At 72.1% G+C, this 22,598-nt stretch carries 14 protein-coding genes; 5 read left to right on the top strand and 9 right to left on the bottom strand.

All coding sequences use genetic code 11. The features are described from left to right. Nucleotides 1-502: 502 nt before the first annotated feature. Both OG866_RS36605 and glpK read left to right on the top strand, forming a co-directional pair. The gene (locus OG866_RS36605; RefSeq protein WP_329341487.1) at nucleotides 503-1,228 is read left to right on the top strand and encodes an MIP/aquaporin family protein; all 726 of its coding nucleotides are present in this window, start codon (nucleotides 503-505) and stop codon (nucleotides 1,226-1,228) included. A gap of 22 nt (nucleotides 1,229-1,250) precedes the next feature. Continuing rightward, nucleotides 1,251-2,762 (top strand): glycerol kinase GlpK, encoded by a 1,512-nt coding sequence (gene glpK / locus OG866_RS36600; protein WP_329341485.1) that lies wholly within the window; start codon nucleotides 1,251-1,253, stop codon nucleotides 2,760-2,762. Nucleotides 2,763-2,882: 120 nt separating this feature from the next. Here the strand turns inward: glpK and OG866_RS36595 are convergent, their stop codons facing one another. The 5 genes from OG866_RS36595 to OG866_RS36575 all read right to left on the bottom strand — a co-directional run bounded on the left by OG866_RS36595 (nucleotide 2,883) and on the right by OG866_RS36575 (nucleotide 11,378). After that, nucleotides 2,883-3,491, bottom strand: coding sequence for a GTP-binding protein (locus tag OG866_RS36595; protein WP_329341484.1), 609 nt, complete (start codon nucleotides 3,489-3,491; stop codon nucleotides 2,883-2,885). Further along, nucleotides 3,472-7,113: a hydantoinase B/oxoprolinase family protein gene (locus OG866_RS36590; protein WP_329341483.1), complete on the bottom strand. Its 3,642-nt coding sequence runs from the start codon at nucleotides 7,111-7,113 to the stop codon at nucleotides 3,472-3,474. Before OG866_RS36590 ends, OG866_RS36595 begins: the two co-directional genes overlap by 20 nt. 138 nt (nucleotides 7,114-7,251) lie before the next feature. After that, nucleotides 7,252-7,647, bottom strand: coding sequence for a DUF742 domain-containing protein (locus OG866_RS36585; RefSeq protein WP_329341481.1), 396 nt, complete (start codon nucleotides 7,645-7,647; stop codon nucleotides 7,252-7,254). A gap of 9 nt (nucleotides 7,648-7,656) precedes the next feature. After that, complete coding sequence (locus tag OG866_RS36580; RefSeq protein WP_329341479.1) at nucleotides 7,657-8,094, bottom strand: roadblock/LC7 domain-containing protein; 438 nt, start codon at nucleotides 8,092-8,094, stop codon at nucleotides 7,657-7,659. Next, nucleotides 8,091-11,378 (bottom strand): sensor histidine kinase, encoded by a 3,288-nt coding sequence (locus tag OG866_RS36575; protein WP_329341477.1) that lies wholly within the window; start codon nucleotides 11,376-11,378, stop codon nucleotides 8,091-8,093. The genes OG866_RS36580 and OG866_RS36575 overlap by 4 nt, the downstream gene beginning before the upstream one ends. Before the next feature lie 418 nt (nucleotides 11,379-11,796). Here OG866_RS36575 and OG866_RS36570 point away from each other — a divergent pair, with 418 nt between their 5' ends. Next, complete coding sequence (locus tag OG866_RS36570) at nucleotides 11,797-12,339, top strand: hypothetical protein (protein ID WP_329341476.1); 543 nt, start codon at nucleotides 11,797-11,799, stop codon at nucleotides 12,337-12,339. An 85-nt stretch (nucleotides 12,340-12,424) separates the two neighbouring features. Here OG866_RS36570 and OG866_RS36565 read toward each other — a convergent pair whose 3' ends face one another. The 4 genes from OG866_RS36565 to OG866_RS36550 all read right to left on the bottom strand — a co-directional run bounded on the left by OG866_RS36565 (nucleotide 12,425) and on the right by OG866_RS36550 (nucleotide 20,311). After that, nucleotides 12,425-17,047 carry a hypothetical protein gene (locus tag OG866_RS36565; RefSeq protein WP_329341474.1) on the bottom strand — a complete coding sequence of 1,541 codons (4,623 nt, stop codon included), beginning with the start codon at nucleotides 17,045-17,047 and terminating at the stop codon, nucleotides 12,425-12,427. Between the two features lie 37 nt (nucleotides 17,048-17,084). Further along, nucleotides 17,085-17,975 (bottom strand): hypothetical protein, encoded by an 891-nt coding sequence (locus tag OG866_RS36560; RefSeq protein WP_329341473.1) that lies wholly within the window; start codon nucleotides 17,973-17,975, stop codon nucleotides 17,085-17,087. A 31-nt stretch (nucleotides 17,976-18,006) separates the two neighbouring features. Then, a complete protein-coding gene (locus OG866_RS36555) occupies nucleotides 18,007-19,533 on the bottom strand; it encodes a hypothetical protein (RefSeq protein ID WP_329341472.1) in 1,527 nt (508 codons plus the stop codon). An 82-nt stretch (nucleotides 19,534-19,615) separates the two neighbouring features. Further along, a complete protein-coding gene (locus tag OG866_RS36550) occupies nucleotides 19,616-20,311 on the bottom strand; it encodes a GntR family transcriptional regulator (RefSeq protein WP_329341470.1) in 696 nt (231 codons plus the stop codon). A gap of 137 nt (nucleotides 20,312-20,448) precedes the next feature. On the opposite strand from OG866_RS36550, the gene OG866_RS36545 reads away from it, so the two are divergent. Both OG866_RS36545 and OG866_RS36540 read left to right on the top strand, forming a co-directional pair. Continuing rightward, nucleotides 20,449-21,744, top strand: a complete 1,296-nt coding sequence (locus OG866_RS36545) for an MFS transporter (RefSeq protein WP_329341468.1) — start codon at nucleotides 20,449-20,451, stop codon at nucleotides 21,742-21,744. Then, on the top strand, nucleotides 21,741-22,562 hold the full coding sequence (locus OG866_RS36540) for a putative hydro-lyase (RefSeq protein ID WP_329341467.1): 822 nt from the start codon (nucleotides 21,741-21,743) through the stop codon (nucleotides 22,560-22,562). The genes OG866_RS36545 and OG866_RS36540 overlap by 4 nt, the downstream gene beginning before the upstream one ends. The last annotated feature ends 36 nt before the right edge of the window (nucleotides 22,563-22,598 follow it).

Below are 22,598 nucleotides of genomic sequence, written 5' to 3'. Positions count from 1 at the left end.
CACCGCGGGCCCGCCCGACTGCGCCTCGGCAGCCTGCCCTCGACCATCAGGCCATCCGGCCCACCTGTGCGAGGGTCACCTGCCGTCGACCATTGCCGCCCAGCGTGCCTGCGCCGCTGCCGTCCGCCCTCAACCATTACCATGCGGCCCGCATGAGCGGCGGTCGCCCGCCCTCGGCCACCGCCGCCCGGTCCGCGTGTGCGACAGTCGCCCGCCCTCAACCGTTGCCGTCCGCGTCCTTGACGCCCCCTGGACACCGGTGAACACTTCCGATGTCAGTCGACATCGCCGTACATTCTCGGCGTATCCACGCACTGCGCCATGCGGGCACGGCTGCTCCAAGGCCCGTTCCCCCACGGGTGATTCGACTGCGACGGCACGCTCGTCACGGATGCCGGGCGGGGCGCGGGACCTCCTCGACCCCGGCTGAAGTCGCCATGGGAAACGCACCCTGCACGGAGGGCCGGGGTCGAACACCCCGGGCCGGGGCCTAGGAGCCGCCATGAGCAACGGAGACATATTCGTCGGTGAGATCATCGGCACCGCGATCCTGATCCTGTTCGGCGCCGGAGTGGTCGCCGCCGTCGTACTGAACGACTCCAAGGCCAAGGACGCGGGCTGGGTGGTCATCGCGTTCGGCTGGGGTTTCGGCGTGCTGGCCGGTGCCTACACCGCCGCGCCACTGTCCGGGGGCCATCTCAACCCGGCCGTGACGATCGGCATCGCCGTGGACACCGGTGACTGGGACAAGGTGCCCGTCTACATCGCCGGGCAGATGGTGGGTGCCGTTCTCGGCGCGGTGCTGTGCTGGCTGGTGTACTACGCGCAGTTCCAGGCCAACGCCGAGGAGGACAAGGCGCAGCCGACGCTGGGGATCTTCTCCACGGGGCCCGCGATCCGCAACCCCGTGGCGAACCTCGTCACCGAGATCATCGCGACGATGGGTCTGGTGCTGCCCATCCTGGCGTTCGGCCTGACCAAGGGTCTTGGCGAGTCCGGCACCGCGATCCTGATCGTCGCGTTCCTCGTGACCGGCATCGGCCTGTCCCTCGGCGGGCCCACGGGTTACGCCATCAACCCGGCCCGTGACCTGGGCCCGCGCATCACCCACGCCTTGCTCCCGATCCCCAACAAGGGCACCTCGGACTGGGGTTACGCGTGGATCCCGGTGGTCGGACCGCTGATCGGCGGAGCGCTGTCCGGGCTCATCTTCAACGCAGCCTTCTGAAGGATCCGACGAAGGGGACGTCATGACGGACAAGTTCGTCGCCGCAATCGACCAGGGCACCACCTCCAGCCGCTGCATCGTCTTCAACCAGGACGGCGCCATCGTCGCCGTCGACCAGCGCGAGCACCGGCAGATCTTCCCCAAGCCCGGCTGGGTGGAGCACGACGCCACCGAGATCTGGTCCAAGGTGCAGGCGGTGGTGGCCGGGGCGCTCGCCAAGGCCGGTCTGCGCGCCGACCAGTTGAGCGCGCTCGGCATCACCAACCAGCGCGAAACGACGGTCCTGTGGGACCGGGCCACGGGCAAGCCCGTGCACAACGCGATCGTGTGGCAGGACACGCGTACCGCCGCGCTGACCCACCAGCTCGGCGGCTCCGACGGACAGGACCGCTTCCGTGAGCAGACCGGCCTGCCGTTGGCCACCTACTTCTCCGGGCCGAAGGCGTCCTGGCTGCTCGACAACGTGCCGGGGCTGCGCGCACGTGCCGAGAACGGTGAGATCGCCTTCGGCACCATCGACTCCTGGCTCATCTGGAACCTCACCGGCGGCACGGACGGCGGCCGGCACGTCACCGACGTGACCAACGCCGGCCGCACCATGCTGATGAACCTGGAAACCCTCCAGTGGGACCAGTCCATCCTCTCCGCGATGAACATCCCCGACGCCGTCCTCCCGGAGATCAGGTCCTCGGCCGAGGTGTACGGCACGGCGGTCGGCCAGCTCGCGGGCGTGCCGGTGGCGTCCGCGCTGGGCGACCAGCAGGCGGCCGTGTTCGGGCAGGCCTGCTACGACGTGGGCACGGCCAAGAACACGTACGGGACGGGCTCCTTCCTGCTGCTCAACACCGGCAACCGGCCGGTGCCTTCGAAGAGCGGGCTGTTGACGACGATGGGCTACAAGATCGGGAGTGAGGCACCGGTCTACTGCCTGGAGGGGTCGATTGCCATAACGGGCGCGCTCGTCCAGTGGTTCCGGGACCAGCTCGGCATCATCCGCACCGCCGACGAGATCGAGCCGCTGGCGGCGAGTGTGGACGACAACGGCGGCGCCTACATCGTGCCCGCGTTCTCCGGGCTGTTCGCGCCCTACTGGCGCTCCGACGCACGCGGTGTCGTCACCGGGCTCACCCGGTACGTCACGAAGGCGCATCTCGCGCGCGCGGTGCTCGAGGCGACGAGCTGGCAGACGCGCGAGGTCGTGGACGCCATGTTCCAGGACTCGGGCGTGCACATCACCACCCTCAAGGTGGACGGCGGCATGACCAAGAACAACCTGCTCATGCAGCACCAGGCGGACGTCCTCGACGTGCCGGTGGTACGGCCGAGGGTGTCCGAGACGACCTGCCTGGGGGCCGCCTACGCGGCCGGGCTCGCCACGGGGGTGTGGAACGACCTGGACGAGCTGAAGTCGCACTGGCGCAAGGACGTCGAGTGGACGCCGTCGATGGAGTCGTCGGTGCGTGACCGGGAGTACCACAACTGGCGCAAGGCCGTGGAGAAGAGCTTCGGCTGGGAGGAGGACGGGGCGAACTAGCCGCACGCGCGCGTGCCGCACGGAACCGGCCGCGCGGGTGGGGTCGTGGAGCCGGCCACGCGCGTGTGACCGTGAACGCGGCCCGTACCCCGGTCGGCGGGGGTACGGGCCGTTCCCGTGTCAGCTCGTGACGGCGGCCTGGCGGCGCTCCGCCACGTACGCCATCGCGTGCCGGACCACGCCGATCAGGACCTCCTTGACCGACTCGCGGTCCCGGGCGTCGCACAGCACCAGCGGCACGTCCTGGTCGAGGTCGAGAGCCTGGCGGACATCCTCGACGGGGTAACGGGCCGATCCCTCGAAGCAGTTGACGCCGACGAGGAAGGGTATGGAGCGCCGCTCGAAGTAGTCGATCGCGGCGAAGCAGTCCTCCAGGCGGCGTGTGTCGGCGAGGACGACGGCCCCGAGGGCACCCTCGGAGAGCTCGTCCCACATGAACCAGAACCGCTCCTGGCCCGGCGTGCCGAAGAGGTACAGCACCAGGTCCTCGCGGAGCGTGATGCGCCCGAAGTCCATGGCCACCGTGGTGGTGCGCTTGCCCTCCACGCCTCTCGTGTCGTCGACCGGGCGTCCTGCCTCGGTGAGCAGTTCCTCGGTACGCAGCGGCCGGATCTCGCTGACCGCGCCCACGAGCGTGGTCTTGCCCACGCCGAAGCCGCCGGCCACGAGGATCTTGAGCGTGACGGGCTCGACCGGGGGCTTTCCGCGCTCAGAACGCCCGAAGATCATTGATCTCTTCTCCTGCTGGATGGGGGTGGGGCGGCGGTGGGCCGTAGCCTCCACCGCCGGGGGTTTCGATGACAAGTACGTCGTCGGGACAGACGTCGGCCGTGTCGCTGCCGAGGAGTCGGGTGACCGTCCCGTCGGCGCGCTCCACGCGGTTGGCGCCCAGCGCGCCGGGTTCGCCGCCCGCCATGCCGTACGGCGGGAGCCGGCGGTGCTGGGAAAGCGTGGAGACGGTCATGGGTTCCAGGAACCGGATGCGGCGCACCGCGCCGTCGCCTCCGCGCCAGCGTCCGGCGCCGCCGCTGCCCTGCCGGACCGCGAACTCGTCGAGCCGGACGGGCAGCCGCCACTCCAGGACCTCGGGGTCGGTGAGCCGTGAGTTGGTCATGTGAGTCTGCACGACAGGTGCGCCCGGGAAACCGTCGCCCGCTCCGGAACCGGAGGCGACCGTCTCGTAGTACTGGTGGCGGGCGTTGCCGAACGTCACGTTGTTCATGGTCCCGGAGCCCTCGGCCTGGACGCCGAGCGCCGCGTAGAGGGCGCCGGTGATGGCCTGCGAGGTCTCCACGTTGCCCGCGACGACGGCGGAGGGCGGCTCGGGCGCGAGCATCGAGCCGGGCGGCACGACGATCCTCAGGGGGCGCAGACAGCCGTCGTTGAGGGGGATGTCGTCGGCGACGAGAGTGCGGAAGACGTACAGGACGGCCGCGTTGACCACCGCGAACGGGGCATTGAAGTTGCTGTCCAGTTGCGCGGACGTACCGGTGAAGTCGACGGTCGCGGAGCGGTCGTCGCGGTCCACGCGCACGCGTACCCGGATCACGGCGCCCGAGTCGGTCTCATAGGCGTACTCGCCGTCGTCGAGGGAGTCGACGACTCTGCGCACCGCTTCCTCGGCGTTGTCCTGGACGTGCCGCATATAGGCCTGTACGACGTCGAGTCCGAAGTTGTCGATCATGCGGGCGACTTCGTCGACGCCCCTCTGGTTGGCGGCGATCTGGGCCCGCAGGTCGGCGAGGTTGGTCGCCGGGTTGCGGGACGGGTAGCGCGCCTCGGTGAGCAGGCGGAGGGTCTCCTCCTCGCGGAAGCGGCCGTTCTCGGCGAGGAGCCAGTTGTCGAAGAGGATCCCTTCCTCCTCGATGCTGCGGCTGTTGGCGGGCATGGAGCCCGGGGCGATGCCGCCGATCTCGGCGTGGTGGCCGCGGGAGGCGACGTAGAAGAGGATCCTTTGGTCACTCTCCGTGCCCTCGGGGCCCGGCGCGTCGAAGACGGGGGTGATCACCGTGACGTCCGGCAGGTGGGTGCCGCCGTGGTACGGGTCGTTGACGGCGTAGGTGTCCCCCGGCCGCATTCCGGTGCCGCGGCGCCGGATGACCTCCTTGACGCTGGTGCCCATCGAGCCCAGGTGGACGGGGATGTGCGGGGCGTTGGCCACCAGGTTCCCGTCAGGGTCGAAGAGCGCGCAGGAGAAGTCGAGGCGTTCCTTGATGTTGACGGACTGGGCCGTGGATTCGAGGCGGGCGCCCATCTGTTCGGCGATGGACATGAAGAGATTGTTGAAGACCTCGAGACGGACCGGGTCGACTTCCGTGTCGAGATCGGAACTCTGCGTGACCGCCACGCGTTCCATGACCAGATGCCCGTCGTCTCGCGCCACGGCCTGCCAGCCGTCGTCGACGACGGTCGTCGCACTGGCCTCGGTGATGATCGCCGGTCCGGTGACGGTCTCGCCGGGAGGCAGTTCCTCGCGGCGGTGGAGGGGTACGTCGCGCCAGGCGCCGCCCGTGTGGAGGCGGACGGACTCGGGAGCGGCGGGTCGGCCTTCGTACGGGGCGAGGGCCGAGAGATCGGGGGGTTGTGTGATGCCGGTGGCTTCCACGGAGAGGGCTTCGACGACGATCGGGCGGTCGAGGGCGAAGGAGTACGTGGCGCGATGACGGGTTTCGAAGGCGTCGCGCATCGCGGTGGGCTCGGTCAGCTCGACGGTGAGGGTGGTGTCGGTCCCGTCGTAGCGCAGTTGGGCCCGCCGGGTGACCCGGACGCGGTCCTCGGGGACGTCCTCGGCGAGGAGCTCGGCGCGGGCGGCGCTCTCCAGGTCGTCGGCGGTCTTGCGGACGTCCGGCATCGAGGCGGCCTCCAGGGGCACCTCGACGGACTGCTCGCGCATGGCGGTGGTGTCGGCGAGGCCGATGCCCAGCGCGGACAGCACACCGGCCATGGGGGGTACGAGGACGGTGCGGATGCCCAGCGAGTCGGCGACCATGCACGCGTGCTGGCCACCGGCGCCGCCGAAGGTGGTCAGCGCGTAGCGGGTGACGTCGTGGCCCTTCTGGACGGAGATCCGCTTCACGGCGTTGGCGATGTTGGCGACGGCGATCTGGAGGTAGCCCTCGGCGACCTGCTCGGGAGTGCGGTCGTCGCCGGTCTTCTCGTGGATCTCGCGGGTGAGGGCGGCGAAGCGCTCACGGACGAGTTCCGCGTCGAGGGGCTGATCGCCGTCGGGGCCGAACACCTTGGGGAAATGGGCGGGTTGGATGCGGCCGAGCATGACGTTGGCGTCGGTGACGGCCAGCGGGCCGCCGCCGCGGTAGCAGGCGGGGCCCGGGTCCGCGCCCGCCGAGTCCGGCCCCACGCGGTAGCGGGCGCCGTCGAAGTGCAGGACCGAACCGCCGCCGGCGGCGACGGTGTGGATGTCGAGCATGGGCGCGCGCAGCCGGACCCCGGCGAGCTGTGTGGTGAAGACACGTTCGTATTCGCCGGCGAAGTGCGAGACGTCGGTGGAGGTGCCGCCCATGTCGAAGCCGATGACCCGGTCGAAGCCGGCGAGCTGCGACATGCGGGCCATGCCGACGATGCCGCCGGCCGGCCCGGACAGGACGGCGTCCTTGCCGCGGAACTGACCGGCCTCGGTGAGGCCGCCGTTGGACTGCATGAACATCAGCCGTACGCCCTCGAGTTCACCGGCGACCCGCTCGACGTAGCGGCGCAGCACGGGCGAGAGGTAGGCGTCGACGACGGCGGTGTCCCCGCGCGGGACGAGCTTCATCAGCGGGCTGACCTCGCTGGACAGCGAGATCTGCGGGAAGCCGATGCGGGCGGCGAGCTCGCCGACGGCCTGTTCATGGGCGGGGTGGAGGTGGCTGTGCATGCAGACGACGGCGACAGCGCGGATGCCGTCGTCGTAGGCCTGCCGCAGGGGCCCGGTGAGGGCGCCCAGGTCGGGGGCGCGCAGGACTGTGCCGTCGGCGGCGATGCGTTCGTCGACCTCGATGACACGCTCGTGGAGCAGTTCGGGGAGTTCGATGCGGCGGGCGAAGATGTGGGGCCGGTTCTGGTAGGCGATGCGCAGGGCGTCGCGGAAGCCGCGGGTGACGACGAGGAGGGTGCGCTCGCCCTTGCGTTCCAGCAGGGCGTTGGTGGCGACGGTGGTGCCCATGCGGACGGCTTCGACCGGGTCCGCGGAGCCGTCCAGGAGTTCGGTCACGCCGGTGACGGCCGCGTCGGCGTAGTGGTCGGGGTTGTCGGAGAGCAGCTTGTGCGTGAGCAGTCGGCCGTGCGGGCGACGCGCGACGATGTCGGTGAAGGTGCCGCCCCGGTCGACCCAGAACTGCCAGCCTGTCGTCACGTCCGTCTCCCCGATCGTGCTGTTCTGCACTGTGTCCGCGGGCCGGCGGGCCGCCCGCGGAGGTCGTCGACGATCAGTTGGATCATATCGGGAGGGCCGGGTCGGCGCCCGCCCGCTCCGTGCGGGCAGGCCGCGGTCTCACAGCGCCCTGAGGCCGTTGATCACGTCCCGCAGGATGCTCTCGTCCGGCAGTTCGGCGGGCGGCACCGGCCGGTTCACATGAACGAACTCGCCGTCCACGAGATCGCCGATGAGCACCCGCACCACGCCGATGGGCAGGTCGAGTTCGGAGGACAGCTCGGCCACCGACTGCGGGGTCTCACGGCACAGGTCGACGATGTCCACGTGCTCCGGGGACAGCGAGTGGTCGCGTTCCGCGTCGTCCGCCTGGGGCTCCGTGACGACCACCGCGATGAGGTCCAGGCGGTGCTGGGCCGCACTGGTGGTGCGGCCGCGCGTCATGGCGTAGGGACGGACGACCGGTCCGGCCTCGTCGTCGAACCAGTGACTTCTTCCCTGACCGTCAGTGCTCATGTCATCCCACTACCCGCCCTGAGGCAGATCGGTGCGTGGAGCGGCGGCGAGATGTACACCCACGCGCTTGACCAGGAGCGTCATCTCGTAGGCGACGAGGCCGACATCGGAGTCCGCGTCGGAGAGGACGGCGAGGCAGCTGCCGTCGCCGGCGGCGGTCACGAACAGGAAGGCGTCGTCCAGCTCGACGACCGTCTGCCGGACGCTGCCCGCCTCGAAGTGGCGGCCCACGCCCTTGGCGAGGCTGTGGAACCCGGAGGCGACGGCGGCCAGATGCTCGCTGTCCTCCCGGGTCAGGTCCTTGGACGCGCCCGTCGCCAGTCCGTCGCCGGAGAGTACGACGGCCTTGCGGATGCTCGCGACGCGGTCCACCAGGTCGTCCAGGAGCCAGTTGAGCTCTCCGGACCTGGGCGTCGCGATGTGGCCGGTCGTCTTCGGTGCGGTCATCGACCGTCCCCCTTAGTTCCTCGTGGTGCTGTGCCGCTGTCGGCGTCCTCGCCCGCGGCGTTCTCCTCACGGCCGCGCTGCCAGCCGCGCTGGAGCGAAGCCATGCGGTTGCGTACTTGGTCGGCGTCCCGCTCCTCGAAGTCGGCTTCCCGGTCGGTACGGCGCTCGGGACTCTGCTTGAGCTGCGGAGCCAGGTTGGCCTGCCGGACCCGCCGGGGCAGCGGGGCCGTACCGGGCGCGTCCTGCCGGGGCGCGGGGCTGCCGAGGGGCCGCGGGTCGGGGCCTCCGGTGATCCCGGACCCGGGGGCGGTGCCGTCCAGGCGCGGGGTTCCGGGGTCTGCGGTGGGGTGGGCGGCCTCGGAGCCGCCGGTGGAGCGCGTGGCGTCGCCCGAGCCGCCGCTGGCCGCGATCTCGGCGCGCCGGGTGCGCCGGGGCAGGGCCGGGGCGTCGGGCGCCGAGTCGAGGTCACGGCGGCTGGATACGGGGGCGCCGGCGCGCTGGGGGTCCAGGCGGCCCATGGAGGTGGGCGCGTCGAGGCGGCCCGTGGAGGTCGGCGTCTCGAAGGCGCGGCCCGCCGATGACGACGTGTCGGGTTCGCGACCCAGGGGCGTCGGGGAGCCGGGCTCGCGGCCCGTGGAGGCCGTACGGTCCTGGCCGCCGCCCGTCAAAGCCGTCAGGTCCTGGCCGCCGCCCGTGGAGGCCGACGCGTCCTGGCCGTGGGCTGTCGAGGTCGTCGCGTCCCGGCCGTGGCCTGTCGAGGCTGTCGCGTCCTGGTCGCGGCCCTGGGCGTGCCCCAGCGGTGCCGGGGTCTCGATGTGTTGTGCGTCGGGGTGGTCGGCGACGCCGGTGGTGCGGCGCTGCGGGCCCGTGGCACGCCTACGGGCGGGCAGCGGGGGCGGAGTGGCCGAGAAGGACCGGTTCGATCCTCGTACGGGCTCCTCGTCCGACTCCTGGCGTCGGGAGGGCTGCTCGGTCACCGGGCGGCCGTGCGAGCTGACCAGCTTGGGCGTGCGGCGCTGGGGCAGCGGCACCGGAGGGTTCAGCTCGTCGCCGGCGTCGACGCCACGCCCCGCGGTGCCGGTACCGCTACCGGCAGCCTCGCGGGATTCGTCGGCCGAGAGCGAGGTGTCGTCGGCGCGGACGAGACCGCGACGAGGGCGGAAGAGGCCGCCGCGTTCGCTGTCCTCGTCGTCGAGGGCGCCCGGGAAGTCGTCGATGGCGTCCAGGTCGACCGGGGCCTCCAGCTCCACGGGGCCGTCCAGAAGTGCCGCGGGGAGTCCGGGCAACTGCGCGGGCACGTGGGCGAGTTCGGCCCGGCGGGCCTCCTCCAGCTCGGCCTCCTTGGAGGGCCGCGGCCGGTCGAGGCGGAAGCCGATCCCGTTGGTGTCCGGGACGTCGTCCGTGAGCAGGGTGTTGGGGATGAACACGACGGCCGTCGTGCCGCCGTACGGCGAAGGCTGGAGGGAGACACGGACGTTCTGCCGCTGGGCGAGCCGGCTGACCACGAACAGGCCGAGCCGGTCGGTGTCGGACAGCTCGAACTCCGGAGTCTCGGCGAGCCGGAGGTTGGCGTCCAGCAGGGCGTCCGCCGCCATGCCGAGACCGCGGTCGTGGATCTCCAGGGTGAAGCCGTTGGCGACACGCTCGCCCAGGACCTGGACGGCGGTGTGCGGCGGGGAGAACACCGTGGCGTTCTCCAGGAGTTCGGCGACGAGGTGCGTGAGGTCCGCGACGGCCGGGCCGGTGACGGCGACCCTGGGCAGGCGACGGACCTCGATGCGCTCGTAGTCCTCGACCTCGGCGACGGCGGCCCGTACGACGTCCATGAGCTGGACGGGCTTGCGCCACTGCCGGGAGGGGGCGGCGCCGGAGAGGATCACCAGGCCCTCGGCGTGCCGGCGCATACGGGTGGTGAGGTGGTCGAGGCGGAACAGGTCGGCGAGTTCGTCGGTGTCCTCGGTCCGGCGCTCCATGGTGTCGAGCAGCGTGAGCTGCTTGTGCAGGAGCACCTGGCTGCGGCGGGCGAGGTTCACGAAGACCTCGGCGACACCGGCGCGCAGTTCGGACTGCTTGACGGCGGCCTCGACGGCCGCGCGCTGGAGGGTGTTGAGGGCCTGGCCGACGTCGCCGATCTCGTTCCTGTCGTACTCCAGACGCGGGACCTCGGTCTCCACGTCGACCTGTTCACCGGCGGAGAGGCGGCGCATGACGCTGGGGAGCCGTACTCCCGACGCCTCGTGGGCCTCCATGCGCAGCTGGCGCAGGTCGCGGATGAGGGCGCGACCGACGCGCACCGAGAGGAAGATCGAGAAGAGCAGGGCGAGCAGGCCGAGGACGCCGACGACGGCCGCCTTGACGATGACGCTCACCGCGACCGGCTGGACCCGGTCCTGATAGCGGTCGCCCGCCTGGTCGTTGAGGGTCGCGAGCCCCTCGAGCACGCCGCCCGCGGCCGCGTCCCAGCTCTTGGCGGTGAGGGTGCGGGGGGTGCCGGGTGTGGAGGTGATGACGGTCTGCTCGACGGAGCGCAGGGACGCGGTGGAGGCGTTCTTCCAGAACCTGTCGTACCGCTCGCGTTCGGTGGCGGGCAGTACCGGCAGGCTGATCTCGTACAACAGGTTGCGCTGCGCGATGAGGTCGGCGACGTCCTGGATCTCGTCGCGGGTGAGCTTGCCGACCACGAGGGAGGAACCGAGGAGGGCGTCCTCGCGGGAGAGGAGTTCGCGGGCGCGGGTGATGTTGACGAGGGCGCGGGCCTGCTTGTCCATCTCCACGTTGTCCACGCCGTCGAGGGAGGCCAGGAGGGTGTAGCAGGGGTCCACGAGGCGGTTGTAACGGCCGAGGGCCTGGGAGCGGGTGACCGTTCCCTCCTCGACGCTGCGGCGCAGGGAGTCGACGCTGTCGAAGGCGTCCAGCACGCCGGTGAGACGCTCGTCGTCGTCCGCGTCCAATCCGTCGCGGACGTCGGCGTCCTGCGCGCTCTTACGGAGCTTGGCGATGGCCTCGTCGGTGGCGCTGCGGGCGTCGCGGAGCGCGGAGAGCGCGTCCGACGCCCTCGGGTCGGCGAGGTAGACGAGTGTCTGGCGCCGTTCCTGCTGAAGGATGCGGACGGTGTCCTCGGTGGGGTACCCGATCTCCTCCACGGCCGTCGACACCTGGAAGAGCTGGGTGACCGCCCGCCCCGTGAGTACCGTGGCGAAGCCCCAGACCGCGGCCAGGGACACCAGCGGCACGAGAAGCAGCGCCACGATCTTCCGGCGGATCGACTTCCCGCGAAAGCGCATGGCCTCCCCCAGCTGGACCCCCGCCGGCCGGGGGTACACATGTGCGTCAACAAACGCCGCGAGCCTACTACCGACCCACAGTTAACTCGAAGACCCTTCCGGAGGCCGAACTTCCGCACCGGTGGCGTGAGATGGGGAGTTGTCCGGGCATTGCGGGAGATTGCCTCCCGCATTTGCGGGGCGATGCCGTGTCCGGATCCGACCGGCGCAGGTGGGCAGTTGGCCAGAATTTTTCGTTTCCTGGGAATCTTCGGGGCGAGTTGTTCGTCCTTCTCTTCGGGAAATGGGGGCGGAATCGGCCACACGAGCCGCATCCCGCAACCGGGCGGCGTAAAACAGCGCAAGCCGGGCAGCCACTGGGGAGCCGTGTGTTCGAGCACGGGCGAGCGGTCTGCTGGCGGTGGGGAGTGACACCTTGATGGGCACGGCGGAGCGGCACGAGGCGCCTACGGACGCCACTGCGGCGCACCTGACGGCGCGGCGGAGCCCCGAGGCACTGGATCGCGACATTCCGGCGCCCGGCGGCGGGAGTGCGCCGGAGGAACGCACCGCGGAGCGAGAACAGCCGTATTACCGGCAGTTGTGGGTCGAGGAGCAGGCGCGGCGGCGCCGGATGCCCGATCCGGTGCGTACGGCGGCGGTGCGGGCGGTGCTGCTCATCGCCGTGACCCTGGTCCAGGCGATGGTGGCGTTCCTGTGCACGCTGGCCGGATCGTGGCTGGCGTTCCCGATGGTCCTCAGCAGTGTGGCGAGCACCGTGGTGGCGACGTGGGGTGCCCTCGACGTCTGGGTGACCCGCCAGGTCTGGAACCAGCGCAACGGTGTGGTGTCGGCACCCAGCAGCACCGCGCGTGCCCTGCGGCGTGAGCGCCGCAAGGCACGGCGACAGGCCAGGGCGACCGAGCGGGCGCAGGCGCGGATACGCCGCCGGGGCGGGGCCGGGCAGCTCTCCCACCCCTGAGCCCCGGTCGGGGCGGCGGGGCAGGTCTCCCACCCCTGAGCCGGGTCGGGGCGGCGGGCCGGCTCTCACGCCGCCCGACGTGCCGCTACGACGCGCTCGGCGCCGGTCGCTTGAACATGCGCGTCGCCGTGATCTCGCTGTGCACCGCCTCCTCGCCCTCCGCCTGCTGCGGAAGCCCCGGACGGAGGTGTTCCTCCACGCTGATGTACTTCAGCCCGGCCCTCAGGTCGGCGTCGTTGCGCAACCGGATGACCAGCGGGAACTCGGCGAGGGCCGTCGTGTCGAACAGGCCCGTGGTGTAAAGGAGTTGGACACCGAGGGCGTTGGAGACGGCCCGCTGGAGCTCCAGCAGATAGGTGGCGTTGGCGCGCCCGATGGGGTTGTCGAGGAACAGCGTGCCCGCGTGCCGGTGCTTGTCGCGGCCCCGGTCGTTGGAGCGCAGCGCCGCCATCGTGCAGTACAGGGCGATGGCCGCGGTGAGCAGCTGACCGCCCGAGAACACGTCGCCCATCTGCCCGACCGGCACCCGCTCGGCGCGCAGCACCGCGTCCGGCTTGAGGATCTCCACGGCGACCCCCTTGGGCTCAAGGGCCGCGCCGACGCCCCGCAGCAGCAGGGACATGCCGTCGCGCCGCAGGTCGGAGTTCTTCTTCACCGCCGCGCGCGTCGCCTCGTCGATGACCTCGCCGAGCCGCTCGGTCAGCGTCGCCTGGTCGGGTTCCTCGAAGCGGATCCGCAGGAACTCCTGCCCGGACCACTCGCCGAGGCCCTCGGGCAGCCGGGACAGCCGCTGGGCGGACCGCAGGGTCGCGAGCGCCGACTCGACCAGCCCCCTGAGCCGGTCGACGATGGAGTCCCGGTTCCGCTCCAGCTGCGCCAACTCGTCGGTGAGGACGCGGAGTCGGGGAGCGAAGGCATCGGCCCACTTCTGCGCGTGCTCCGGCAGCGCGGCGGCGGGCAGCTCACGGATCTGCTGACGGGCGGGGGTACGGACCTGCTCGTAGCGCGTGGAGTTGGCGTGCCGGACAAGGACATCGCTCGCCTCGCGCACGGCGCCCTCGGCGGCGGACAGGTCGGCGGCGCAGCCGCGCAGCGACCGGCGGGCCTCGGCGGCGGACTGCCGGGCCTCCTCGGGGCTGCCGGGGTAGGCCTCGGTCTCCTCCTGCTCCTCCTCCGAGACGTGTTCGCGCAGCAGGTCGCGGAGCATCGCGGCGATCTCGTCGAAGCCGCCGGCGGCGTCCTCGGCGGCGCGATGGGTGTCGAGCAGCTCGGCGTGCGCCTCCCGGGCCTGCGTCAACGCCTCGGTGTGGGAGGCGAGTTCGGCGGTGGCCGTGCGCAGCAGCGCCTGAGCGTGGTCGGCGTCGCGCGGCTGGAGCTCCTCCGCCAGCTCGGTGTGGGCCTCGCCGTCCTCGGGCGCGTGCCGCTCGGCCTCGCCGCGCAGCCGGCCGAGCTGCTCGCTCGCGCTGGACATCCGCGTCTCCAGGAGCTGCACGAGCTCCTCGGCGCGGGCCGCGGCGGCCTGCCGGGACGGCCCGTCGGAGCCGTCGGGTGACTGGAGCAGCTGCTCGGCGCGCGTGCGGACCTTGTTGCTCAGCCGGTTCAACTCGGCCAGAGCGGCGCTCTCGTCGCTCTCCGCCCGCGCCTGCTCGGCGCGCAGGTCGGCGCCGACGCCGACCTTCTCGTAGAGCTGGGAGGCGGCGCGGTAGGCCTCGCGGAGCGCGGGCAGGGACGTCTTCGGCGCGTCCGAGTCGCTGTCCGGTACGTCGTCGGGGGCGCCCGAGATCTCGGAGCGCTCGGCGCGCAGCGCACGTGCGGTGCGGCGGGCGTCGTCGGCGGCCCGCTGGGCGGCGCGCCGGTCCTCGTCGGCGGCGCGGGCCCGCTCCAGGCAGGTCTGGGCGCGGGCCTCCGACTCGGTGGCCTCGTCGGCCAGTTCACGGAGTTTGACCTGCCAGCCGGCCCGCTCGCGCAGCCGGAAGGCGAGCCCGGCGAGGGCGTCGGCGGCCCGCCGCGCCTTCTGCGCGGCCTCCTGCCGCTCGTCGCGCACCTGCGTGGCCTCGGCGGCGGCTTCGTCGGCCTCGGCCCGCACGGTCCGAGCCTCGGCCAGCTCGGCCTCGGACTCCTCGGCGAAGGCGCGTGCCTCGTGCGCCGTCCGTGCGAGCTCGACGAGGCGGCCGGCCGGGCAGCCGGTGCGCCAGGAGGCGAGTCGCGCCGCGAGTTCCCGGTCCTTGCCAAGCCGGGCGGCGAGCGAGCGGATCTCCTCGTCGCGCTCGGTCGCCCGCGCGCGCAGCGTCTGCCGCTCCTCGTCGGCGGCGTGCTCGTCGTGCATGGCCGGGTTCGGCGGTACGAGGAAGACGGCCTCGCTGCCCGCCGAGTCGGCGGCCGGGGTCGGGGCGAGCAGGGCGGCGGCCGTACCGACGGCGACGGCGGACCGCGGCAGGAGAGCCGCCTCGCTGAGCGCCTCGCGGGCACGCGCGTGGGTGTCCGGGTCGGTGATGATCACGCCGTCGACCAGTTCGGGCCGGGCGGCCAGCACGCGCGCGTGGTCGGTGGGGTCGACGGCCTGGGCGAGATAGCGCCAGCCGGGCAGCGCCGGGATGCCGTGCTCACCCAGGAACTCCACGGTGGCCAGCACATCCGGGCCGGGCGGCAGCAGCCCGCCGTCACCGAGCGCGCCGAGGATCCGGGAGTCGTCGGCGGCGGCGGTGCGCAGCTCGAAGAGCTGGCGTTCGGCGGAGGACACGGCGTCGTCGAGCAGCTCACGCAACTCGTCGGCGAAGCGGTCGAGGTCCTCGGGGGTGAGGCCGGTGCGGTCCTCGTCGTCGCCGTCCTGCCGGGGCTGCGGGACGACCGAGCGCGCCTCGCCGCCCGTCAGGCCCAGCAGCTCCGCCAGCCGCGGTTCCGCGGCCAGTGCCTCGGCGAGCCGCCGCTCCGCGTCGTAGGACCGCTCCGCCGCCGTGGCGGCGTCGGCCGCGCGGGCCGCCGTCAGCTCGGCGCGCGACTCGGCGGCGCCCGTCTCGCGCGCGTGCTCGGTGGCCCGGCGGGCCGTCTCCCGGGCGGTGTCCCAGGCGGCGACGGCGGTCTTCTCGGCGTCGCTGGCCGCGAGGGCCGCGCGCGCCGGGTCGGCGTCGGGTGCGCTGTCGTCGAGCCAGCCGGCCCGCACGGCCTCGGTGGTCTCCTGCTCTACCTCGGTGAGGCGCTGCCGCAGATGCCCGATCTCGCTGCGGGCGCGCTGGGCCTCGGTGGCGGCGGCGGTGGAGTCCCGGTGCGCGGACTCGCCGACCTCCTGAAGGGCGGCGGAGCGCTCCTCCTCCTCGTTGGCGAGGGTCTCGGCGCTCTCGGCGGCCGCGTGCAGGGCCCGGACGAGGTCCACGGCGGCCTTGGCACGGGCGGCCAGCGCGGGGGCCGCGTCCCGCTCGGCCTCCTGGATGGCGGCGGACACGCGCGCGACCCGGTCGGCGGCGGCACGGTGGCGCAGGACTGCCTCGGCGGCCTGCCAGGCCGAGTGCAGCGTCCGCGCGTCGGCGAGCTCGCGCTTTTGCGCGGCGGCGGACTTCTCGGCCCCGGCGAGTGCCAAGGAGGCGTGCCGGTAGGCGAGTTCGGCGGCGATCAGCGCGCTGCGCTCACGCGCCCCCTCGGCATGTGTGACGGCGTAGGCCGCCGCGGTGACCCGCTGGGCGAGGTCGGCGGCCCGCACCCGCTCCTGGGCGCCGCGCGCGGAGAGCCGCCGGGCCAGTGTGCGCGTACGGCGCTCGGCTCCGGCGTGGATGTCTCGGGCGCGTGCCCGGGCGTCGGCCGCCTCGACGATCCGCCCGAGCAGATCGACCGATCCGGCCGTGAAGTCCCGTTCGGCGATGAGTTCGGCGCGTCGGCCCAGCTTGTTGCCGAAGCCGCTGACCAGGTCGGCGAGTCCGTCGGTGTCCCGGGTGTCGGTCACGGCCCGCAGCAGCAGGTCGGTGAAGTCGGAGTCCTTCTTGACCGCGAAGAGACCGGCGGCCTCACCCTCGTCGGCGTTCATCTCCCGCTGGTAGCGGAAGAGTTCGGGGTCGAGGCCGAGGTCGCCGAGGTGCTCGATCCAGCGGTCGTGGATCTCCTCCCAGTGCACCTCCAGGTGCGGATACGCCTTGCCCGCCTCGGTGAGGGCGTCCCGGAAGCCCTTCATGGTGCGGCGGCGCCCCTGCGCCCCGGACGCGCCCTCGACGGGCGGCCGTACGGCGGTGGACTCGGCGACCGGCAGATTGTCCAGCGAGAGCCCTGGTCCGGGCCGGAAGGAGTACCAGGCCTCGGCGAACTTCCGCGGGTCGTTGGAGACTTGCCGTCCCCGCCACTCGCTGGCCTTACCGACGACCACGCACTCACCGGTCAGCGTGTGCTGCCATTCCAGCGCGACGTGCCCGCAGTCGTCGGCGAGCAGGAACTTGCGCAGCACGCCGGAGCTGGCGCCGCCGAGCGTGTTGCGGTGACCGGGCAGCATCACCGAGAAGATCAGCTTGAGCAGTACGGACTTGCCGCCGCCGTTCTCCAGGAAGAGCACGCCGGCGGGTGCCGGGCGGCGCGGCGGGCCGACCGGCTCCTCCTCGAAGAACTCCGCCTGGGCGGGCGCGGGGTCGGGCACGACGTCGCCCACGCCCCGCAGGTCAAGCACGGTGTCGGCGTAGCGCGCACCGGCGGGACCGATGGAGTAGAGGCGGACCCGGGACAGCTCGTACATGGCGGACTCTCGTAAGTCTTCGGCAGGTGGGGGGAGTTCAGGACTGGGAAGGCGTGTGGAACGGCAGCCCGGCGTCGGCCACCAGCTCCAGGTCCTCGGTGTTCTCCGCGGGCAGCAGTGTCGGCGTGCCGTCGGTGACCGGGACGATGCCCAGCTCCAGCAGCTCGGCCATGGCGGCGCTGCCGGCCATGTCCCGCACCTGGAGCTGATAGCGGGCCGTGGTGCGGTACGTACCGCCGTTGTCGTCGCCGGTGCGCTGGAGGAAGCCGGAGTCGGTGAGGAACGCGGCGGCCTTGCCGACGATGCCGGTGGTCGAACCGGCGAGGCGGCGGGCGTCCTTGGTGGCGCCGGTGGCGCTGCGTCGTGCCCAGATCCGCCAGGCGGCCTCCAGGCCGGGCGCCTCGGTGGCGGGGTCGGTGTTCTCGCCCACCTCCTCGGCGCGCTCCTCCAAGCGTCGGCACGCCTGCCGGACGAACGCGTCGACGCCGTTGACGCTGACGCGCCCGATGTAGCCGTCGTCGGCGAGGTCCTCGGGGCGCGGGAAGGCCATGGCGGCGACGGCGAGATGGGCCAGGCCGTGCAGGAACCGGTCGCTGCCGTCGGCGGAGGTCCGGCGCGCGTAGTCGCCCATCCGCACGGCGAACACGGAGTCCTCGGCGGCGGTCACCGCCATCCCTGCGCGCGGGGACACCTCCAGCACGACGAGCCCGAGCCCGGCGGCCACGGCGTCGGCGAGCCGCGCGAACGCCCCGTCCTCCCGGTAGCGCCGCAGCAGCTCGGTGTACTCCTGGTCGCGGGCCGGCTGTAGCTTGGGCTGAAGGCCGAAGGCGACGAGCCGAGCCGCGTCGGCGGCGTCGGCGGGCGTGACGGCGGCGGAGACGGGGACGGGCCCGGCTTCCGGCTCACTCCACTCGACGTGCTCTGTCACGGTCGGTCTCCTCGGTCCACTGTTCCTCGACTCATGCTGCTTCTGTCCTGTCAGCCGGCATGCCCACCGCGTCCAGCAGGGCCGTCCCGACGATGAGATCCGCCCCGCCGAACTCGGGGTCGTCCAGCTCGGTCCCGTCGTCCACGGCGAACAGCAGCTTCTCCTCGCCCTGCCGGTAGGCGGTGCCGACCGCCGGGCTGGCCGCGTGCACGGCCAACAGGGCGACGAGGTACGGCAGTTCGGGGTCCTGTCGCCGCGCCTCGGTCAGCAGCCCCGACAACCGACGCGGCGCGTCAGCCGGCAGATCAAGGAGCTCCATCGCCGAGGCCAGCTGCTCCTCGCTGAACCGGCTGTCGTCGGGCGTGGCGATGAGGTCCGGCTCGGGCATCTCCGCGCCGAGATGCTCCCGTTCCACCGGCGGCGTCAGCAGTATGTCGACGAGGTCGCCGACCCGCACCGACACCGGCGTGCGCAGCCCGGTCCCCCGCGCGAAGAAGGCGTCGGTGACCCGGACCGCCTGCTCCAGCGGCAGCGGCAGCACGGGCGCGAACAGCTGCCCGTACAGGTCTGTCCCCGACGTCGTCATCGGCGTCGCGAAGGCCTGCCGGTCCTGCTCCGCGCGGAACAGCGGTCCGGCCTCCAACAGCCGGGACTGGAGCTGGGTGTGGCGCCGGATGCAGTCCTTGACGATGTCGACCAGTTCGGCGGCCCGCCGCTTCTGCTCCGGGTCCTCGGACTCGTCGCGTGCCTTGCGGATGTTGGTGAGGATCGCGTTCTCGTGGCGGTAGCGGTCGGCTACGTGGTCCAGCGCCTCGGTGATCATGTCGGGGACGGCGTTGAGCCAGTCCACCGCGCGGACGTTGCGCCGCGTCGCGTCCAGGGCCCGGCGCAGAGTTTCCGAGTACTGCACGGTCCGGTACCGGGCCTGCTCGGCGGCGAGCTGGGCGTCGGCGAGCCGACCGCGGCTGATCAGCACCTCCAGCTTGACCTCGGCGGCGATCTGGGCGCTGGTGACGTCGGTGTCGAGGGCGCCGACCAGGACGTTGACCGCTTCGTCCGTCGTACGGAGGTACACCGCGCCGCCGGGCCCGGGGACCTCCTCGATCAGCTTGAAGTCGTAGTCGCGGCGCACATAGGTGCCGTCCTGCGCGAACGTGCCGTACACGGCCCGGAAGCCGCGGTCGACGCTGCCGACGTTGATCAGGTTCTCGAGGACCCAGCGGGCCACGCGCTCGTGCTCGGCGACGGGCCGCTGGGGGGCCTGGGCGGCGATGCGCGGGATGAGGCGGGCGACGATCTGGTCGTGGTCGGCGCCCGTGTCGAAGTCCATGTTCAGCGTGACCAGGTCGATGGCGGCGAGGGCGACCTCCGCCATGCCGTACACCGAGTACTCACCCGCGAGGTTCGCCTTGCGGGCGTCCAGGTCGTGCAGCGGCGCGGTGCACGCGAGCGCGCGCAGCCGCCGCGCCAGCCCCTCGTCGGCGGCCGGCCCCGGAGCGGGGCGGGACGCTGCGCTGAGCTGGGGCGGAACACGGTCCGTCGGTGCAGGCGAAGTCACGGTGCACAGACTAGGTCCTCGGTCTGACAACGACTAAAACGACGCAGAACAGACCCCGCCCGCCACCGACAAGATCCGGACGCTAGGTGTCCTCCCCCACCCGCCGCCGGTAGACCTCCACCACCCGCTCCAACGAGTCCTCCAGATAGACCGCGAGCAGTTTCTCCGCCTCGTCCTTGTCGCCCGTCTCCAACGCTCCAAGGATCTGCTGGTTCCGCGCGAGGTAGGGCTCGTGCAGCCGCCGCGGGTCGTCCACGACATGGAACGCGAGCCGCAGCTCGGCGAAGACGCTGCGCATGAGTTCGTCGGTGCGCTCGCTGCCCGCCAGGGCGACGAGCTCCCGGTGAAAGTGGATGTTGGAGGTACCCAACTCTTTCCAGTCACCTTCGCGTACCGCACGCAGGCCCTCCTCGACGGCTTCGGCGGGTCCGTCGAGCGCGTACGGCGGCTCGCCAAGCCCCCGCACCACCGCGCACTCCACGAGCCGGCGGGTGCGGTAGATGTCCTCGACGTCCTCGACGGTCAGGACCCTGACGAACACCCCCCGGTTCAGCTCGTGGACGAGCAGGCGTTCATGGGTGAGCAGTCGGAACGACTCGCGCAGCGTGTTGCGGGACACCCCCAGGGCGCCGCCGATGCTGTCCTCCGACAGCCGCGTACCGGGCGGGAAATAGCCCTCGGCGATGCGGCTCCTGAGGATGTCCGAGACCCGCTCCGCCGTGCTGGTACGGCCCAGGAGGGCGCGGTCGTCGGCCAGTCCGCTCAGCTGCTCTGCCATGCCCGGAATTCAACCGCAGACCCGAGAACGAAACAACAGGGGTATTGAAGGATCGTTCAACGATCCTCTACCTTCTTCGAAACCGCACCACACGGCCCGTCCTCAAGCACCCTCCGTCCTCCCACTGCGAGGTGCACATGAGCACGACTCCTCCACCGCAGGCCCTGACCTCTCACCCCACGACGACCGAACGCCCCGCTGAAGACGGGGCGTTGGGCTGGTTCCGCGCCCTCGGTCCGCGCGGCCGGCGTGCCTTCGCCGGCGCGTTCGGCGGCTATGCCCTGGACTCCTACGACTACTTCACGCTGCCGCTGAGCATGGTCGCGCTGGCCGCCTACTTCGGCCTGGACAGCGGCCAGACCGGCCTCTTCACCACCGTCACGCTGCTGACCTCCGGGGTCGGCGGGGCCCTGGCCGGAGTGCTGGCCGACCGGGCCGGGCGGGTCCGGGCCCTGATGATCACCGTGATCACCTACGCGGTCTTCACCGTGGCCTGCGGTTTCGCGCCCAACTTCGAGTCCCTGCTGGTCTTCCGCGCCCTCCAGGGGCTCGGCTTCGGCGGCGAGTGGGCGGTCGGCGCGATCCTGGTCGCCGAGTACGCGAGCGCGAAGCACCGGGGTCGCACCCTCGGCGCCGTCCAGAGCTCGTGGGCGGTGGGCTGGGCGCTGGCCGCCGTCGTCTACACGCTGGTCTTCTCGTTCCTCGACGACGACCTGGCCTGGCGCGTGATGTTCTGGACGGGCGCGCTGCCCGCACTGCTCGTCGTCTGGCTGCGCCGCCGTGTGCAGGACGCGCCCGAGGCGATCGCGGTACGGGAGAAGAGCCGCGGCACGACCTCCTTCACGGCGATCTTCAAGCCGGGGCTGCTGCGTACGACGATCTTCGCGGGGCTGCTGTCGACCGGTGTCCAGGGCGGCTACTACACGCTCGCCACCTGGGTGCCGACGTACCTGAAGAGCGACCGTGGACTGTCGGTCGTCGGTACGGGCGGCTATCTCACCTTCCTGATCTCAGGCGCCTTCCTCGGCTATCTCACCGGCGGCTACCTCACCGACCGGCTGGGCCGCCGCCGCAACATCTGGCTCTTCGCCCTGCTCTCGGCGATCTGCATCCTGGCGTACGCCAACATCCCGGACGGCGCCAACACCCTGCTCCTGGTGCTCGGCTTCCCGCTCGGGTTCTGCATGTCGGCGATCTTCAGCGGCTTCGGCTCCTTCCTCGCCGAGCTGTACCCGACGGCAGTACGCGGGGCCGGACAGGGCTTCACGTACAACGCCGGACGGGCCGTGGGTGCCGTCTTCCCCACCACGGTCGGCTTTCTGGCCGACAGCTGGGGCGTGGGCGGCGCGCTGGTCTTCGGCGCCCTGGGTTACGCGCTCGCCGCGCTGGCGCTGTTCGGACTGCCGGAGACCCGTGGGAAGGAACTCGCGTGAACCGTACGGAAGACCGCCCCCTCGCCCTCGTCGACGAGCACGCGCACGCGTGGAGCCCGCAAGAGGCGCGCGCCCGCTTCCGGGACGGACTCACGGGCCCCACCGCCGGGGTCGCCGCGGGCCACACCCAGGCCAACCTGATCTCGGTGCCCGCGGAGTGGGCGTACGACATGCTCCTGTTCTGCCAGCGCAACCCCAAGCCGTGCCCGGTGCTCGACGTCACCGACGCCGGATCTCCTACGACGGTCCTGGCGCCCGGTGCCGACCTCCGTACCGACCTGCCGCGTTACCGGGTGTGGCAGGACGGCGAACTCGTGGACGAGCCGACCGATGTGCGGGCGCACTGGCGGGACGACCTGGTGTCGTTCCTCATCGGGTGCAGCTTCACCTTCGAGTGGGCGCTGGCCGAGGCGGGCGTGCCCCTGCGCCACCTGGAGCAGGGGCGCAACGTCCCGATGTACGAGACGACCTGGCAGTGCCGGCCGGCGGGGCGGCTGCACGGCCCGATGGTGGTCTCGATGCGGCCGGTGCCGCCGCAGCATCTGTCGGCGGCGATCCGGGAGAGCAGCCTGCTCCCCGCCGTCCACGGCGGTCCCGTGCACTGCGGCGACCCGTCGCCCCTCGGCATCGACGACCTCGCCCGCCCCGACTTCGGGGACCCGGTGGACGTCGAGCCGGACGACATCCCCGTGTTCTGGGCCTGCGGAGTGACTCCGCAGGCCGCGGTGATGGCCTCGCGCCCGCCGTTCGCCCTCACCCACGCGCCGGGCCAGATGTTCCTGACCGACGCCCGCGACCAGCAGTACCGCGTGGCGTGAGCGCCACCGGTCCAAGGACGGAAGGAGATTGAGAAG

Source organism: Streptomyces sp. NBC_00663 (assembly GCF_036226885.1).
Taxonomy (GTDB): Bacteria; Actinomycetota; Actinomycetes; order Streptomycetales; family Streptomycetaceae; genus Streptomyces.
This window is presented reverse-complemented; position numbering and strand designations above follow the sequence as displayed.